Origin of the sequence: Aeromonas bestiarum, assembly GCF_028751155.1 — a bacterium.
Classification (GTDB): domain Bacteria; phylum Pseudomonadota; class Gammaproteobacteria; order Enterobacterales; family Aeromonadaceae; genus Aeromonas; species Aeromonas bestiarum.
Map to the genome: position 1 here is coordinate 747,988 of NZ_CP064746.1, position 15,090 is coordinate 763,077.

Consider the following 15,090-nt stretch of genomic DNA (forward strand, 5'->3'; position numbering starts at 1 on the left):
CAAGATCAATAAATTAATAAACATAGGGTAGTTATGGGGTGTCTCAACATCGACAACGCATCAGGGCAGGGTAGTGAAATCGGATAACCACCATGTTGAGTGCTGTGCTGCACAGCGGTCATGTAGAGATAGCCGCAAGGGCAAGTCGGTGATGCGTGGGTGGACACGGGCAGCTCACCGCCCTGTGTGAGCGGGGCGCGATCTAATTGGGTCAGATCCGTTCTCCCCACAAGATATGAATGGGCCCGCTGTCGGTGACGACAGGGGCCCGTCTTTATTGTTAGCGCACGGTCTTGGGATCAGCGGGCGAGTACAACCCGTCCGTTGGCGAGTTGCTCGCTGAGTTGACGGGGGGCGGGCTGCTGCTGGAACTGGCGCACCAGCCGATCCAGCTCGCTCAGCTGCCGCACCAGCTGAATGATGCCGTGCACGGCATGCTGGCTGCCCTGGCTTGAGTCATCGGCCAGGGTCTTGATGCTGAGCACGTTGCGATTGATGTCGGCCGTGACCTGGGACTGCTCTTGTACCGCCTGGGCTATCTGGCCACTGCCGGAGGCGACCTGCTGCAGCATGCTGTTGATCTGCTGCAATATGGTGCCGGTGGCTGAGGCCTTCTGCTGACAGCTGGCCGAGAGTTGCCCCCCTTTCTCCATCGCCTGTTCCGCATTGCCCGCACTGGCCTGCAACAGGCTGATCATCTTCTGGATCTCGCCGGTGGATGACTGGGTCTTGATGGCGAGCGAGCGGATCTCGTCCGCCACCACGGAGAAGCCACGGCCCGCCTCGCCGGCCCGGGCCGCCTCTATGGCCGCGTTGAGGGCGAGCAGATTGGTCTGGTTGGCGATGCTGTTGATCACATCGAGAATGCCGTCTATATCCCGGCACTGCCCCGCCAGGGTGTGGATCACCGTCTTGGAGGTGGTGATCTCGTCATGCATCCCCTCGACCGCGCCTATGGTATCCAGCACGCTGCGGTTGCCCTCCTTGAACAACTCGGAAGTCTCGTCCAGCAGGCCGGAGGCGGCGGTGGAGCTGTGAGAGACCTCCCTGATCGACTCTGACATCTGGGTGATGGCGGTGGCGACCAGGTTGGTCTCGGCCTGCTGCTGTTGCAGGTTGCTGGTGATGGACTCTGCGTTGTGCAGATCCCCTTCTGCGGCCCGCAAGATTTGGGCGCAGGTCTGCTGGGTGCGGGCCAGCACGGCATTGAACTCGGCCCGGTTCATCAACATGGCGAGCTCGATGGCGGCCAGGTTGTCGACCTTGTTGGTGTAGAGCAGCTGCATCAGCGGGTTGTCGAAGCGGCTGCGGGCCATCTTGTCGAGTTTGCCCAGGCGACGGGCCAGGGCATGGGTGATCATGGCTGCCAGCAGCAGCGGTACGGCCGCCAGTGCCAACGGCCAGCCCGCAGCCTGCTCGTACCCCAGCGCGACCATGGCCGCCAGACTCAGCAGCAGGCAGAGCGTGACTGCCTGCGTGTGGGAGAAGGTTGGCAGCCTGAGGGCCAGGGGAGTCTTGTCATTGCGCAGGTCGGCATAGATGCGCTCGGCCCGCTGCTTGATCTCCTCGCTGGGGGCCGTGCGCACGGACTGGTATTCCACCACCTTGCCGCTGGCATCCTTGATGGGGGTGACGAAGGCGCTGACCCAGTAGTGATCGCCATTCTTGCAGCGGTTCTTCACCGGCCCCATCCAGCTCTTGCCGTCCTTGATGTGATGCCAGAGATCGGCGAAGGCCTGCTTGGGCATGTCCGGATGGCGCACCAGGTTGTGATGCTCACCTTGCAGCTCGTCCAGGCTGAACCCCGCTATGTTGCAGAACTCCTCGTTGGCATAGGTGATGCGGCTTTCCAGGTCCGTGGTGGAAATAAGACTCTGGTGCTCCGGGTAGAGACGCTCACGCTGGGTAACGGGTTGGTTGACTCTCATTGTGTGGTCCTGCACGCGGTGATGGGAAAGATGTATGGGCAGTGCAAGTTATGCACCATGGCGCCATGGGTGATGATGATTTTGTTAGTAGTGTGTTTATCCGACCAAAATGGTCAGATTTTGCGGCAAATCCGGATCAGGAGGGGGTGGGCAAGGAGATCGATTCGCATTTCGAGAATCGATTTGGCAATGAGCGGGGAGGCATTTCGCAATATGGTGCGGCTGGCGTGCCACAAGGGAGAAGAGAAAGGGGGCCAACAGGGGCCCCGGGGTTCAGACGGCGGCAGTCGGCGGCACTCTCTCCAGCTCGGACTCGGGGGGCTGCATCATGGTCTCTATCTGCAGCCCCTGCACCAGCACGGTTTTCAGATCCTGCAGGTACTCCTCCAGCGGTGGCTCCTGCAACAGCTGGGCGAGCTCGTTGCCCACCGGGGTCAGCCGGTAGTAGAGCAGGGTGATGTTGGTCTGCTTACGATGCAGGCGCCAGCGCTGGTCGCCAAATGCCAGCTCGACCCCGTCGGCGGGCAGCGGACCGGATTCCAGCTCTCCCTTGTGCAGCAGGCCGAGCTCGAACAGCTGCAACAGGGCATTGTAGGGCAATCGGTATTTGCCCAGACCAAGCCGGGTCACCTTGGCGCGGCTGAGCAGGCTGGCGCCCTTGTGCAGCCCCAGCAGCAGACGCTGCTCATCGCTGCCCGCATAGTGGCAGGCGAGGGCGCAGATCCGCTGGAACAGCTGGGCCTCGCGCTGGGTCATCTCCTTGAGGGTGGTGAGGGCGCGAATGGAGAAACGGCCGGGAGTGGCGATCTCGATGGCGAAGATGCGGCCCCACAGCTGCTGCATGGGGACCATGCTGATGTCTTCCGCCAGTTGCAGGAAGCGGGTCAGCCAGTCGCTGTCCATCTCGCCGCCGGCGGCCGTCTCCTCGCAGTGGCGGGAGGCCATCACCATGATGGCTTCCAGATTGCGCTGGCGAGCGGCCTGATCCGCCAGATGGCGAAAGGTGGCGCGCTGTTCGAAGGTGCTGTCGTTGTTGCGGGTGAGCATGCCGTCTATGCCGCGGCTGCGGGCCAGGCGCAGGGTTTGCTCCTGGCTGCTCAGGATGGAACTCTCTTTCTTGGGCGGGGGCAGGTCAGCCATGCTGGCTCCGTGATCGCAAGGTCTAGCCTTGAATGTTACTCCAACCGGGATGGCGGGCAATCCCTCAAGCAGGGGCTGGTCCCGGTTTCGGCGGGCAAGGGGATAAAAAAATGGCCTCCCGCGGGAGGCCGTGTGTGCAGGCTCACTGCTCTTCGTAGACGCTGACCTCGCCCGCCTCCATGGAGTAGGAGGCGGTAGCCATCTCATGGCTGGAGCTCATCAGACGCGCATCATGATGTCTGACTTATTCCTCTTCGTAGACGCTGACCTCGACCGCTTCCATGGAGTAGGAGGCGGTGGCCATCTCGTGGCTGGAACTGATGGTACGCATCTTGCCCTTCACCCAGATGGCATCCCAGAGATCATCCACGGGGGCGCCCTTGGGGTAGCTTACATAGACCACCTGGTTGGTGGGGGGCGGCGGCACATGGATGCAGGCGCCGAAGTAGGGCACCAGCAGGAAGGCGGTGATCTTCTTGGCATCCCCCTCCAGCGGCACCACGAACCCCGGGATCCGCACGTCTTGGTTGTCCAGCTTCTGGTTGACCCCGCCCACCGGCTGCGGCACCGAGGAGAAATCGCCATCGTGGCTCACCTGGGGCGGTGGCAACAGCCGTTCCCCTTGCGGGATCAGCACGTCCCAGTCGATGGTCTTGTAATCGGCGGCCAGGGCCGGCAGCGTCAGCAGGCTGGCCAGCAGCGCCACAATTTTCCACTTCATCATCTGTCCTTCTCTCTTTTTATGCGGGCTAGACACGAATGCTCATGCCATCGCTCAGGCTGTAGCGGTAGGCTCTGGCCGCGGGCAGCAGGCCTATCACCATGCCCGCCAGCCATACCAGCCCCAGCAACTGCCATTCGTAGGCGCTCGGCAGCCCCAGGCTCAATTGCAGGCCATAGTGGCTGAGCAGCCAGGGGGTGGCAAGCCCCTGTCCCAGATAGAGCACAGCCACCCCGAGGGCTATGCCTGCGGTAGTGAGGGCCATCGCCTCCAGCGCCAGCAACAGGAACAGGTGGGCGGGGCCTGCCCCCAGGGAGCGCAGGATGGCCAGCTCGCGGCGCCGCTCGTTGAGCCCCGCCAGCAAGGTGGTCAGCATGCCGATGAGGCCCGCCACCACCACGAAGCCGGCGATCACCGAGAGCGCGGTTTCCGCCACGCTCATCAGGCTCCACAGCTCCTGCAGGGCGGCCCCCGGCAGGATCGCCATCAGCGGCTCGCCCCGATAGGTGTTGACGCTGCGCTGCAGCTGGAACGCCAGTATTCGATTGCTGAGACCCACCATAAAGGCGGTGATGGTTTTGGGTGTCAGATCCTGCGCCAGCGCCTGTTCGGCGGTCACGTTCTTGCTGTGCCTGCCCGTGTCCCAGCCCAGGTGGATCGCCTCTATCCCGGCCAGCGGCACGTGGATGGTGCGATCGATGGGGGTGCCGGTCGGTGCCAGTATCCCCACCACCTTGAACGGCAGGTTGTCGTGCTGGCTGAAGGAGGTGTTGCCTGCGCCGTGGGCGATGACGATGGACTGATCCAGCTTGTAGCCGAGCCTCTCGGCCACCTGGGCGCCGAGTACCGCCTCGAACGGCGTGTCGAACGGCCGCCCCTCCCGCAGTTGCAGCGCCTGCTGCTGGCCGTACTTCAGATGGGTGAAGTAGTCGCCATTGGTGCCGAGCACCCGAAAGCCCTTGTGAGAATCACCGAGGGAGATAGGTATGGTCCAGGCGACGCCGGGTTTGGTCTTGATGGCCTGATAGGCCTCCCAGCCCACGTTGTTGGTGGGGTTGCCGATGCGAAATACCGAGTAGAGCAGCAGGTTCACCTGGCCGGAGCGGGCGCCGACGATAAGATCGGTACCCGAGACGGTGTTGGAGAAACTCTCGCGGGCCTGGGTGCGCACCCGCTCCACCCCGAGCAGCAGGGTGACGCTGATGGCCACCGCCAACAGGGTCAGCCCGGCGGTGAGGCGACGGGCCCAGAGACTTTGCAGGGCGAGCTTCAGCATACCGGCCTCCGGTGTTGTGGCTGGGATACACCCTTTGGTGCGGGTCTGGTCGGGTAGATGGCACAGCTATTGGGATTCAGCATATGGCCCTCCGGTTGAGCAGTTGCAGATTCTCCACTCGCGGGAAGAGCGGTTCGAGATAGGGATCGTGACTGACGAAGATGAGGGTCGACCCTTGCTTGTCACACTCCTCGAACAACAGCTTGATGAAGGCGGCCCGGTTGTCGGTATCCAGGGCCGAGGTGGGTTCGTCGGCGATCACCAGCGGTGGCGAGCCGATCAGCGCCCGCGCGGCGGCCACCCGCTGCTGCTGGCCTATGCTGAGGGCGTGGACGGGTCTGTGCAGCGCCTCGGCCGGCAGCTGCAGCTCCGCCAGCAGGCGGCGCGCCTCCTGCTCGGGACTCCCCTGAAGACGGGCCCGCTTCTCGGGCGAGAAGGTGAGGGCGGCGGTGACGTTGTCCAGCACGGATAAAAATGGCAGCAGATTGAACTGCTGGAAGATATAACCCAGATTGGCCGCCCGGAAGTGGTCACGGGCACGGCCCGAGAGCCGGGCCAATGGCTGGCCCAGCACGTCCAGGGTGCCGTGGTTGGCGGTCTGGATCCCGGCAAGCAAGCCAAGCAGGGTCGACTTGCCGGAGCCCGATGGCCCCTTGATGAACACCCGCTCCCCCTCGCCGATGGCGAGGGCTGGCAGATCGAGTACAGGCTGGTGATCCGGCCAGGCGAAGGCCAGATCGCGGATCTCAACCACGGCTTTTTTCATGGTGTTACCAGCTCAGCTTGTTGGCGGATGGGGTCAGCTCGGCCGCAGTCTGGCCGGTGGGCAGTATGCCCTGCACGCTCAGCTTTTCCAGGCTCGGATAGACGCTGAACAGGGTGGCTTCCAGTCCGGTCAGCTTGGTCGGAGCCTCACAGGTGTAGGTGTACATGGCACCCACATCGGCGTGACCCGCATCATCATGGTGGTGGTCATCATGACTGCTGCCAGCCTTTTCATGGTCATGGTCATGGTCATGGTCATGATCTTCCTTGGCCGCATTGAGTTCCTGCTGGGTCAGCTTGCAGCCGGCCGCCGGGTCGAAGCGAAACAGGGTATCGGCTTGCTTGAGCTGAGCCATGGCCTTGGCGTATTGCGCCTTCTCCTCGTCGCTCTTGGCGGCGTGCTCGAAGCCCACCAGATCGGCGGCGGGAGCCTGCAGCTCGAGCATCAACTGGTTGCCATCGAGCACCAGGTTGAGGTGGCCGTGGCCGTGCTCGTGGGCACCGTGGCCGTGACTCTCATGCTCGTCGTGATTTGCTTGCACGCCAAAGGCGGCTGCCGCCAGTAACAGTGTGACTGCTTTCATCGTTAATCCTTTTGAAACAATTGATAAGAGAAATGTTCAGTGGGAGAAGCAATGAAAGTGAGGCGGGGCACGAATGCGGCACTGGCCTGAAAAGGTGGAATCGGTGGTGGGCAAGGCGATATCAGCTAGCTTGCCGATGACCACATGCGGGACTGGGATGGGCACGTTGGGCGTCAGTGCCAGCTTGCCATCGAGATGGAGGGCGCAGAGGACGCAAGTGTGGCTATGACCGGGCAGGTCGGCTTCCAGCGGGTGTTGTGCCAGCGCCGGTTGCAACCACAACCAGCCCAGCAGCAACAACCAGATTTTCAGCTTGAAACGACCCATAGACCCTTATGAAAGGGGCGCCATCAGCGCCCCTTCTCTCTGATTCAGAGATGGGACTGGATGAGCCCCATCACGGTAGCAATGTTGTTGGCATCGAGCTGGCCATCTTTGGCAAACAGCACCTTGCCCTCTTTATCCAGCAGTATGATGGCCGAGCTTTCCGGCGCGAGATCCCAGGCATTGCGGGCCATGCCCTTGGCATCCAGTACCATGGCGGACCAGGGGAACTCTTTCTTGCTGTCTTCGGCACTGCTCTTCACAAAGCCGGAGGTGCCCCAGATGGCGTCATTGCTGTTGATGATGGTGACCGTCTGGTACTTGTCGTGGGGCAGCTTGGCCGCCTTTATCGCCTCGATCATGGGGGCGTTCAGCTCCTTGGCACTGGAGCGACCCGCGATGTGCTGGATCAAAAAGACTTTGCCAGTCAGTACCTTGCTTTGCCAGGGTTGGTAGCTGACCGCTTTCTCTTGCAGTACCAGCTCACCCTTGTCGCTGATGTTGACCAGCGGTACCTGGGCAGACTCCTTGATGTTGTGAGCCATGACCAGAGTTGGCAGCAGCGCCAGAGTAAGTACGAGATGTTTCATCCTGATGACACTCCTTTTGTTATGTTATAACGATTTTTCACTTGAGGGAATGGGGCAGAACTCATCCTAAACTGATCGGATCTGTTTAAAAAGTGTTAAATAAGCTCGCGAATGAGCCGAGCGGGCCGCCCGCCAGCGCAGACTGCGGCTGGCAAAGGCGGCTAGGATGGCACGCAGTCGATAAAAATCAATTAGTTATCAACTGGTTTGAGGAGTGTGCTTCGGTTGAGCCGGTTGGGGTTCAACCGGCATGGCGGGCGTGGCTCAATACAAGGGTTCGCTGATCAGCGGGATCTTGGCCATGGTCATCTGCTGGGCCAACAGGGGCGAGCCGGTCAGCAAGACGTGGCGCTGATTGCCGATCATCAGGGTATCGCCCTTCAGGCCGCTGTCGGCCGTGATGGCCAGCCAGGCTGGCGAGACGCTGCCGATGCTGATGTTGGGGTATATGATGCTGAGCATGTATTGCGGCGCCAGCTCGGCCAAGAGGCTTGCCATCAGCAGAGCCTTCTCGTCGCTGTCGGCCTTGTTGTCCTGCAAGGCCTGCAGGGGCGGGGCGAAGTGATCCATCTGCTCGGGAGGCGTGGGGATGGCGCTCAGCCACTCCTGCAGCAGACCGACGCTGGTGGCCAGATCCTTGGCGGAAAACTGCTTCGCCAGGGGCCTGAGGTCGCCCTTGAACTGGTAGAACAGCTGGGAGTAGTTGGGGCGCACGCAGGGCAGCTTGCGATTGGCCGGATGCACGCAGGGCACCACCCGCATCTGGTAGAAGGCATCTTCCTGATATTGCTGGTAGGCCTGCCAGAACAGGGTCGACTCCATGCTGTCGTCGTGCAGGGTGAAGGCCTGCTCCAGATTGCGAAACTTGGTGGCGGTTTCGGGACTGGTCTGGTTGATCAGGTTGATGCTGTTGTAAAGGCGCGGGCTTATGTAGGAGTAGAGTGTTTCCAGCGGATAGTTGAGAGAGGCGTCGAGCTGGGTCATCTGGTGGCGACTGGCGGACATGATGCGCTCGTCCGCATTGAGCTGCAGGTGCTTCTGCTGGCCGTCGGCAGACTGCCACTGCCAGCTCAGGTTGACTTCGTTGGCGCCGACCGTGGATGCGAACACTAGACTCAACAACAGACCTTGTGCCAGTTTCATGATGTGCATCCTGCTCGGGGTGATAATAAACAACTAGGTGAGCCGGCCGGATTTGGATGAGCTTAGTTTTGATGATCTGGGTAACAGTCTGATAAGACTTTAAATTTAATTCTGGAAATAAGTCATACAGGAAACCGTCATGAAGCGAATTCCACTGCTGTTGTTGCTGTTGGCCGCCTTGCCTGCAGCGGCGGGCCAGGTGATCGTCAACAAGGGGATGTCCAGCGCGGATACCTTTGCCCTGCGGGACAAGCTGGCGCGGGAACATGAATGGCAGGAGTGGCTGCGTTTCCAGCAGGCAATCAAGTGGCTGGAGGTGTTGCCGGTCAACTGCGAGCTGATGAGTGAGCAGGGCGGGGGTTATCGCTGCGGTGGCGACTATTACCGGCCCTATCGGCAGGATGGCCGTGACATCTATATTCAGGGGGATCCCAGTGGTGTGACGCCGGGTCAGCGCCCGCAACAGCCAATAGAAAAGGCGCCCTGAGGCGCCTTTTTTGCGAGGGTACGCTTACTTGGCAGCGTAACGCTCGGCAGAGGTAACGATCTCGGCTTCGGCAGCAGCCTTGTCGCCCCAACCTTCCACCTTGACCCATTTGCCCGCTTCCAGCTCTTTGTAGCGCTCGAAGAAGTGCTGGATCTGGGCGCGCAACAGCTCGGGCAGATCGTTCACATCCTTGATGTGGTCGTACTGCTTGGTCAGCTTGGAGTGCGGCACGGCCACGATCTTGGCATCTTCGCCAGATTCGTCGGTCATTTTCAGCACGCCGACCGGGCGGCAGCGAATGACGGAGCCGGCCAGCAGCGGGTAGGGAGTCGGAACCAGAACGTCGACCGGATCACCATCCAGAGACAGGGTGGCGTTCACGTAACCGTAGTTGCACGGGTAGAACATAGGGGTCGACATGAAGCGATCAACGAAGATGGCACCGCTGTCCTTGTCGACTTCGTATTTGATCGGGTCGGCATTCTGCGGGATTTCGATGATGACGTAGATGTCGTCGGGCAGGCTCTTGCCAGCCGGTACCAGGTTCAGGCTCATGACGTTTCCTTCAGTGTTGGAGTCAAGTTTGCAGGCCGATATTATAGCGATGTCGCGTCAAATGACCATATTTCAAGGGCACTGTGACCACCTTGGCTGATGCCGTGCTGCCCGGGTCGGCCAAATGGCGGCCCGCTTGTCTGGGTCGATTGACGTCTCGTCGCGCCCGCGGCTTGCGACCCAACCTCAACAGACCCTAGAATGCGCACTCCCTTTACTGGAAAAGGCAGCGGTATGCACATTCACATCCTCGGGATCTGCGGCACCTTCATGGGTGGTCTGGCGGTGTTGGCAAAACAGCTTGGTTATCGAGTCACAGGCTCGGATGCCAACGTTTATCCCCCCATGAGTACCCAGCTCGAGCAACAGGGCATAGAGCTGACCGAGGGCTATGACCCGTCCCAGCTCGATCCTGCGCCGGATCTGGTGGTGGTCGGCAACGCCATGAGTCGTGGCAATCCCTGCGTGGAGTATGTGCTGGACCGCAATCTGCCCTATATCTCAGGCCCCCAGTGGCTGCTGGAGCATGTGCTGCAGGATCGCTGGGTGCTGGCCGTGGCAGGCACCCATGGCAAGACCACCACCGCCAGCATGCTGGCCTGGGTGCTCGAATACGCCAAGCTGGAGCCGGGCTTCCTCATCGGCGGTGTGCCGGGCAACTTCCCGGTTTCCGCCCGTCTCGGTTCCGCCCCCTTCTTCGTCATCGAAGCGGACGAGTATGACTGCGCCTTCTTCGACAAGCGCTCCAAGTTCGTCCACTACCATCCGCGTACCCTGGTGATGAACAACCTGGAGTTCGATCACGCGGACATATTCCCGGATCTGGCCGCCATCCAGCGCCAGTTCCATCACCTGATGCGCACAGTGCCGAGCAACGGCCGGGTGCTGTTCCCGCAGGCAGATGACAACCTCACCGCGGTGCGCAAGATGGGCTGCTGGAGCGAGGTGGAGCTGGTGGGTCAGGACGACGCCAAGTGGAAGGCGGTCAAGCTGGCCGACGACGGCTCCGCCTTCGAGGTGTGGCTGGATGGGCAGAAGCAGGGCGAGGTGCACTGGGAGTGCATCGGCGAGCACAACGTCAACAACGGCCTGATGGCCATCGCCGCCGCCCGTCACGCCGGTGTCATGGTGGAGCACGGCATAGCCGCCCTCTGCCAGTTCAAGTCCCCCAAGCGGCGGATGGAGCTCAAGGGTGAAGTGGCAGGCATCAGCATCTATGACGACTTTGCTCACCACCCCACCGCCATCGAGACCACCCTCGGCGGGCTGCGCGCCAAGGTGGGCAAGGCCCGCATCCTGGCGGTGCTGGAGCCTCGCTCCAATACCATGAAGCTGGGGATTCACAAGGAAGAGCTGGCCGGCTGCTTCGACGGTGCCGACGAGGTGTTCTTCTTCCAGCCGCCCAATATCGGCTGGGATCTCGGCGAGGTGACGGCTCACATGAGCCGACCGGCCAAGGTGTTCAACGATCTGGATACCCTGATCAACCGGCTGGTGGCCGAGTGTCGCGATGGCGATCATATTCTGATCATGAGCAACGGCGGCTTCGGCGGCATTCATGACAAGCTGATCGCTCGCCTCAAGGATTATCACGGTCAACTATGACGTCCTTGATGAGTCCGCTTTGGTTTTCAGGTTCACAGAGGCCCGCATGAATAAACACGTCACCCTGGCGCTGACCGGCGCCTCCGGCGCCCCTTACGCCCTGCGCCTGCTTGAGTGTCTGGTGCAGGCGGACTATCGGGTCTATCTGCTGGCCTCCTCCGCCGCCCGCGTGGTGCTCAAGACAGAGCAGCAGCAGGAGTGGCCGGGCTCACCCAGGGAGCTATCCGCCTATCTCTGTCGCCAGTACGGCGCCAAAGAGGGTCAGATAGTGGCCTGCGGCAAGGAGGAGTGGTTCTCGCCGGTGGCCTCGGGGTCGGCGGCGCCGAAACAGATGGTGGTCTGCCCCTGCTCCATGGGAACCGTGTCGGCCATCGCCAACGGCGCCTCCGACAACCTGCTGGAGCGGGCGGCGGATGTGGTGATCAAGGAGCGCGGCCAGCTGATCCTGGTGCCCCGCGAGAGCCCCTTCTCCGCCATCCATCTGGAGAACATGCTGAAACTGGCGCGACTCGGGGTGACCATAATGCCGGCCGCGCCCGGTTTCTATCATGAGCCGAAAAGCATCGCGGATCTGGTGGACTTCATGGTGGCGCGGATCCTGGATCACCTCGGGGTCGAGCACGCGCTGACCAGCCGCTGGGGTTACGCCAATTCCTGACCTGTGGTGCATCACCCTGCTGGCTGTCTCTCGCGACAGAGCCTGAGCCGGCCGCAAACGGATAAACAAAAGCGGCGCCGACCTGAACAGTCCGGAGCCGCTTGTCATTCACGAGGCGAGTTATGCGGCCTGGATGGGGGCCGTCACGTACTTGAACAGAAAATCGGTCACATCTTCCCGGGACGGGCGTTGTGGCTGATTGATCATCTGCATCATGACGTAACCAAAACCGGTCAGGGAGCGGGCCAGGTCCTGGGCGGACAGCACACTCCGGATCTCACCGGCATCCATGGCGCGTTGCAAATGGGGCGCGATGCGCTCCAATGCCTTGTCCAGCAGCTTGGCATAACGGGGCCAGACCTCTTCCCGCACCGACGAACTCCACTCCAGCCAGATGCTGGCGTGGTCGGGTTGATCGTAGGCGGCATCGACAAACAGCTTCACGTGACGGCGAATGCTGTCGTTGATCGGACCCTGGCCGGTATAGGCCTGTTCCAGCATCTGGTGAACGAAACGTTCGATCTCGGCCAACACTTCATCCACCAGCTCTTCGCGGGTGTTGAAATAGTTGAACACGGTAGCTACCGAGACTTTGGCCTGTTCTGCTATCTCGGCGTGACCCGCACGGCCTATGCCGCGACGGGAGAACACCTCGATGGCACATTCCATCAATTGATTGCGACGAGCTTCCGGAGAAAGCCGGGTTCGACGTCTTATTTCTGCGCGTGGTTCCATAGTTTTTTCATCTAATAGTTATTGATTATGGTGTTTATAGTATTGTCACCGATAATGCCCGAGGGCCTGCTAACTCTATCAATTAAAATAAGCCGATAAAAGCATCACGTATGCCTGACGCCTCTCGGCTTGGATGGTAGAATCCTCGGTTTTGACGTTAATGAACGGCCAAATCCCCTTTGGCCATGAGGGAGTAAGTGATGAAACACACCGTCGAGGTGATGATCTCCGAGGCCGACGTGGCCGCCCGGATCGCCAAATTGGGTGAAGAGATCACCGCCCGTTATCAGGGTTCTGACGAAGTGGTCATGATTGGCCTGCTGCGTGGCTCCTGCGTCTTCCTGGCCGACCTGTGCCGCCAGACCCCGCTGCCCGTTACCCTGGATTTTATGACCGCCTCCAGCTATGGCTCCGGCATGCGCAGTACCCGTGACGTTCGCATCCTCAAAGATCTGGATGACGACATCAAGGGCAAGGACGTGCTGATCGTCGAGGACATCATCGACACCGGCTACACCCTCAACAAGGTGCGTGAAATCCTGTCACTGCGCGAGCCTAAATCCCTCGCCATCTGCACCCTGCTGGACAAACCGTCCCGCCGCGAGGTGCAGGTGCCGGTGGACTGGATCGGTTTCTCCATTCCGGACGAATTCGTGGTGGGTTGTGGTATCGACTACGCCCAGAAGTACCGCAACCTGCCGTTCATCGGCAAGGTAGTACCGCAAGAGTAAGCAAGGTCCAGGAATATCACGGGCGAGGTGGCCGAGCGCCATTTTTTGTCTGCAAGGCGGCCCCGGCCGCCTTTTCTGTATCGAGATGGGATCCGCCATCACAGGGGTTGCAATGAACGCACTGGAAATCAGCGGCCTGAAAAAGACCTATCAGGGGGGCGTCGAAGCCCTTAAAGGCATAGATCTGACCGTCAAGCAGGGGGATTTCTTCGCCCTGCTCGGCCCCAACGGGGCAGGCAAGTCCACCACCATAGGCATCATCAGCTCGCTGGTGAACAAGAGCGCCGGCAAGGTGAAGGTGTTCGGCTACGACATCGACACTCACCTGGAAGAGGCCAAGGCCCAGCTCGGCCTGGTGCCGCAGGAGTTCAACTTCAGCCAGTTCGAGAAGGTGAGCCAGATCGTCATCCATCAGGCCGGTTTCTACGGCGTGCCCAGGGCCGAAGCCAAGATCCGCGCCGAGAAGTACCTGCGCCAGCTCGATCTGTGGGACAAGCGCGACATGCCGGCCCGCACCCTCTCCGGCGGCATGAAGCGCCGGCTGATGATAGCCCGCGCCCTGATGCACGAGCCCAGACTGCTGATCCTGGACGAACCGACCGCCGGGGTGGACATCGAGATCCGCCGCTCCATGTGGACCTTCCTCAAGGAGCTCAACGAGCAGGGGGTCACCATCATACTCACCACTCACTATCTGGAAGAGGCCGAGATGCTGTGCCGCAACATAGGCATCATCGACAAGGGTCGGCTGATTGAAAACACCAGCATGAAGAAGCTGCTCGGCAAGCTGAGCCGCGAGACCTTCATGCTGGATCTGGCACCGGGCTCCGCCGTGCCGAACGTGCCCGAGTTCAACGGCCGCATGCAGGACGAGCGCACCCTGGAGGTGGATCTGGACAAGAGCCAGTCCCTCAACAGCCTGTTCGAGCAGCTGTCGGGCCAGCAGGTGCAGGTACTGAGCATGCGCAACAAGGCCAATCGGCTGGAAGAGCTGTTCGTCAGCTTGGTCGAGGAGGGGAGAAAAGCATGAATCTGACCACTTATTACATCGCCTTCAAGAGCATTCTGGCCAAGGAAGTGAGCCGCTTCACCCGGATCTGGATCCAGACCCTGGTGCCGCCCGCCATCACCATGAGCCTCTATTTTGTCATCTTCGGCAACCTCATAGGTTCGCGCATCGGTGACATGGGGGGCTTCAGCTACATGGAGTTCATCGTGCCCGGCCTCATCATGATGTCGGTGATCACCAACTCCTACTCCAACGTCGCCTCCTCCTTCTTCAGCGCCAAGTTCCAGCGCAACGTGGAGGAGCTGCTGGTGGCGCCTGTACCCAACTACGTCATCATCGCCGGTTACGTGGGGGGCGGCGTGGCGCGCGGCCTCTGCGTCGGCCTCATCGTCACCCTGGTGTCGCTGTTCTTCGTGCCGCTGCAGATCCACCACCTGTTCAGCGTCTGCTTCACCGTGCTGCTGACCGCCATCCTCTTCTCGCTGGGGGGCCTGATCAACGCCGTGTTTGCCAAGACCTTCGACGACATCAGTATCATTCCCACCTTCGTGCTGACGCCACTCACCTACCTGGGCGGGGTCTTCTACTCCATTAGCCTGCTGCCCCCCTTCTGGCAGGGGGTCTCTCAGGTGAACCCCATCATCTACATGGTGAACGCGTTCCGTTACGGCTTCCTCGGCATCTCGGACGTGCCGCTCGGCACCGCCTACCTCATCATCATCGGCTTCATCGTGGCCCTCTACGGTCTGGCCTGGTGGCTCATCTCCCGCGGCACCGGGCTGCGGCACTGAGTCCTACTCAAAACGGGGCGTCCATGCGGGCGCCCCGTTTATTTCTGC

17 protein-coding genes are annotated in these 15,090 nt (G+C 61.0%); 6 read left to right on the forward strand and 11 right to left on the reverse strand.

The window, feature by feature from the left end; genetic code table 11:
• Positions 1-299: 299 nt before the first annotated feature.
• From IU367_RS03670 to IU367_RS03710, 9 genes are all read right to left on the reverse strand, one after another.
• A complete protein-coding gene (locus IU367_RS03670) occupies positions 300-1,928 on the reverse strand; it encodes a methyl-accepting chemotaxis protein (protein WP_274453471.1) in 1,629 nt (542 codons plus the stop codon).
• Between the two features lie 273 nt (positions 1,929-2,201).
• A complete protein-coding gene (locus tag IU367_RS03675) occupies positions 2,202-3,068 on the reverse strand; it encodes a TIGR03899 family protein (protein WP_274453472.1) in 867 nt (288 codons plus the stop codon).
• A gap of 244 nt (positions 3,069-3,312) precedes the next feature.
• Positions 3,313-3,792 (reverse strand): DUF3299 domain-containing protein, encoded by a 480-nt coding sequence (locus tag IU367_RS03680; protein ID WP_274453473.1) that lies wholly within the window; start codon positions 3,790-3,792, stop codon positions 3,313-3,315.
• A gap of 25 nt (positions 3,793-3,817) precedes the next feature.
• Positions 3,818-5,065 (reverse strand): ABC transporter permease, encoded by a 1,248-nt coding sequence (locus IU367_RS03685; protein WP_274453474.1) that lies wholly within the window; start codon positions 5,063-5,065, stop codon positions 3,818-3,820.
• Positions 5,066-5,141: 76 nt separating this feature from the next.
• Positions 5,142-5,831, reverse strand: coding sequence for an ABC transporter ATP-binding protein (locus IU367_RS03690; RefSeq protein WP_241280790.1), 690 nt, complete (start codon positions 5,829-5,831; stop codon positions 5,142-5,144).
• Positions 5,832-5,835: 4 nt separating this feature from the next.
• A complete protein-coding gene (locus IU367_RS03695; protein WP_274453475.1) occupies positions 5,836-6,414 on the reverse strand; it encodes a DUF2796 domain-containing protein in 579 nt (192 codons plus the stop codon).
• 36 nt (positions 6,415-6,450) lie between these two features.
• The gene (locus IU367_RS03700) at positions 6,451-6,741 is read right to left on the reverse strand and encodes a hypothetical protein (RefSeq protein WP_274453476.1); all 291 of its coding nucleotides are present in this window, start codon (positions 6,739-6,741) and stop codon (positions 6,451-6,453) included.
• A 44-nt stretch (positions 6,742-6,785) separates the two neighbouring features.
• A complete protein-coding gene (locus IU367_RS03705) occupies positions 6,786-7,328 on the reverse strand; it encodes a YtfJ family protein (protein ID WP_043138743.1) in 543 nt (180 codons plus the stop codon).
• Positions 7,329-7,592: 264 nt separating this feature from the next.
• On the reverse strand, positions 7,593-8,471 hold the full coding sequence (locus tag IU367_RS03710; protein ID WP_043138746.1) for a hypothetical protein: 879 nt from the start codon (positions 8,469-8,471) through the stop codon (positions 7,593-7,595).
• A 124-nt stretch (positions 8,472-8,595) separates the two neighbouring features.
• On the opposite strand from IU367_RS03710, the gene IU367_RS03715 reads away from it, so the two are divergent.
• Positions 8,596-8,958 (forward strand): hypothetical protein, encoded by a 363-nt coding sequence (locus tag IU367_RS03715; RefSeq protein WP_370464966.1) that lies wholly within the window; start codon positions 8,596-8,598, stop codon positions 8,956-8,958.
• A 24-nt stretch (positions 8,959-8,982) separates the two neighbouring features.
• Here IU367_RS03715 and ppa read toward each other — a convergent pair whose 3' ends face one another.
• On the reverse strand, positions 8,983-9,513 hold the full coding sequence (gene ppa, locus IU367_RS03720) for an inorganic diphosphatase (RefSeq protein ID WP_042869457.1): 531 nt from the start codon (positions 9,511-9,513) through the stop codon (positions 8,983-8,985).
• 234 nt (positions 9,514-9,747) lie between these two features.
• Between ppa and mpl the strand changes: the two genes are divergently transcribed.
• Together mpl and IU367_RS03730 are read left to right on the forward strand one after the other, a co-directional pair.
• Positions 9,748-11,118: a UDP-N-acetylmuramate:L-alanyl-gamma-D-glutamyl-meso-diaminopimelate ligase gene (gene mpl, locus IU367_RS03725; protein WP_274453478.1), complete on the forward strand. Its 1,371-nt coding sequence runs from the start codon at positions 9,748-9,750 to the stop codon at positions 11,116-11,118.
• A gap of 46 nt (positions 11,119-11,164) precedes the next feature.
• Positions 11,165-11,776 carry a flavin prenyltransferase UbiX gene (locus IU367_RS03730; protein ID WP_098982458.1) on the forward strand — a complete coding sequence of 204 codons (612 nt, stop codon included), beginning with the start codon at positions 11,165-11,167 and terminating at the stop codon, positions 11,774-11,776.
• A gap of 120 nt (positions 11,777-11,896) precedes the next feature.
• Here the strand turns inward: IU367_RS03730 and IU367_RS03735 are convergent, their stop codons facing one another.
• A complete protein-coding gene (locus tag IU367_RS03735) occupies positions 11,897-12,511 on the reverse strand; it encodes a TetR/AcrR family transcriptional regulator (RefSeq protein WP_043138760.1) in 615 nt (204 codons plus the stop codon).
• 200 nt (positions 12,512-12,711) lie between these two features.
• Between IU367_RS03735 and hpt the strand changes: the two genes are divergently transcribed.
• The 3 genes from hpt (at position 12,712) to IU367_RS03750 (ending at position 15,042) form a co-directional block, all read left to right on the forward strand.
• Positions 12,712-13,242, forward strand: coding sequence for a hypoxanthine phosphoribosyltransferase (hpt, locus tag IU367_RS03740; RefSeq protein WP_043138763.1), 531 nt, complete (start codon positions 12,712-12,714; stop codon positions 13,240-13,242).
• Positions 13,243-13,354: 112 nt separating this feature from the next.
• Entirely contained in the window at positions 13,355-14,272 is a 918-nt protein-coding gene (locus tag IU367_RS03745) for an ABC transporter ATP-binding protein (protein ID WP_103472483.1), read from the forward strand.
• On the forward strand, positions 14,269-15,042 hold the full coding sequence (locus tag IU367_RS03750; RefSeq protein WP_042869444.1) for an ABC transporter permease: 774 nt from the start codon (positions 14,269-14,271) through the stop codon (positions 15,040-15,042). The genes IU367_RS03745 and IU367_RS03750 overlap by 4 nt, the downstream gene beginning before the upstream one ends.
• Positions 15,043-15,090 lie beyond the last annotated feature (48 nt).

Coding starts and splice junctions, on each gene's coding strand:
- ppa (WP_042869457.1), bottom strand. CDS start 9,513: ATGAGCCTGAACCTGGTACCGGCTGGCAAGAGCCTGCCCGACGACATC.
- IU367_RS03670 (WP_274453471.1), bottom strand. CDS start 1,928: ATGAGAGTCAACCAACCCGTTACCCAGCGTGAGCGTCTCTACCCGGAG.
- hpt (WP_043138763.1), top strand. CDS start 12,712: ATGAAACACACCGTCGAGGTGATGATCTCCGAGGCCGACGTGGCCGCC.
- IU367_RS03685 (WP_274453474.1), bottom strand. CDS start 5,065: ATGCTGAAGCTCGCCCTGCAAAGTCTCTGGGCCCGTCGCCTCACCGCC.
- IU367_RS03710 (WP_043138746.1), bottom strand. CDS start 8,471: ATGAAACTGGCACAAGGTCTGTTGTTGAGTCTAGTGTTCGCATCCACG.
- IU367_RS03700 (WP_274453476.1), bottom strand. CDS start 6,741: ATGGGTCGTTTCAAGCTGAAAATCTGGTTGTTGCTGCTGGGCTGGTTG.
- IU367_RS03705 (WP_043138743.1), bottom strand. CDS start 7,328: ATGAAACATCTCGTACTTACTCTGGCGCTGCTGCCAACTCTGGTCATG.
- IU367_RS03695 (WP_274453475.1), bottom strand. CDS start 6,414: ATGAAAGCAGTCACACTGTTACTGGCGGCAGCCGCCTTTGGCGTGCAA.
- IU367_RS03735 (WP_043138760.1), bottom strand. CDS start 12,511: ATGGAACCACGCGCAGAAATAAGACGTCGAACCCGGCTTTCTCCGGAA.
- IU367_RS03750 (WP_042869444.1), top strand. CDS start 14,269: ATGAATCTGACCACTTATTACATCGCCTTCAAGAGCATTCTGGCCAAG.
- IU367_RS03680 (WP_274453473.1), bottom strand. CDS start 3,792: ATGATGAAGTGGAAAATTGTGGCGCTGCTGGCCAGCCTGCTGACGCTG.
- IU367_RS03745 (WP_103472483.1), top strand. CDS start 13,355: ATGAACGCACTGGAAATCAGCGGCCTGAAAAAGACCTATCAGGGGGGC.
- IU367_RS03730 (WP_098982458.1), top strand. CDS start 11,165: ATGAATAAACACGTCACCCTGGCGCTGACCGGCGCCTCCGGCGCCCCT.
- IU367_RS03690 (WP_241280790.1), bottom strand. CDS start 5,831: ATGAAAAAAGCCGTGGTTGAGATCCGCGATCTGGCCTTCGCCTGGCCG.
- mpl (WP_274453478.1), top strand. CDS start 9,748: ATGCACATTCACATCCTCGGGATCTGCGGCACCTTCATGGGTGGTCTG.
- IU367_RS03675 (WP_274453472.1), bottom strand. CDS start 3,068: ATGGCTGACCTGCCCCCGCCCAAGAAAGAGAGTTCCATCCTGAGCAGC.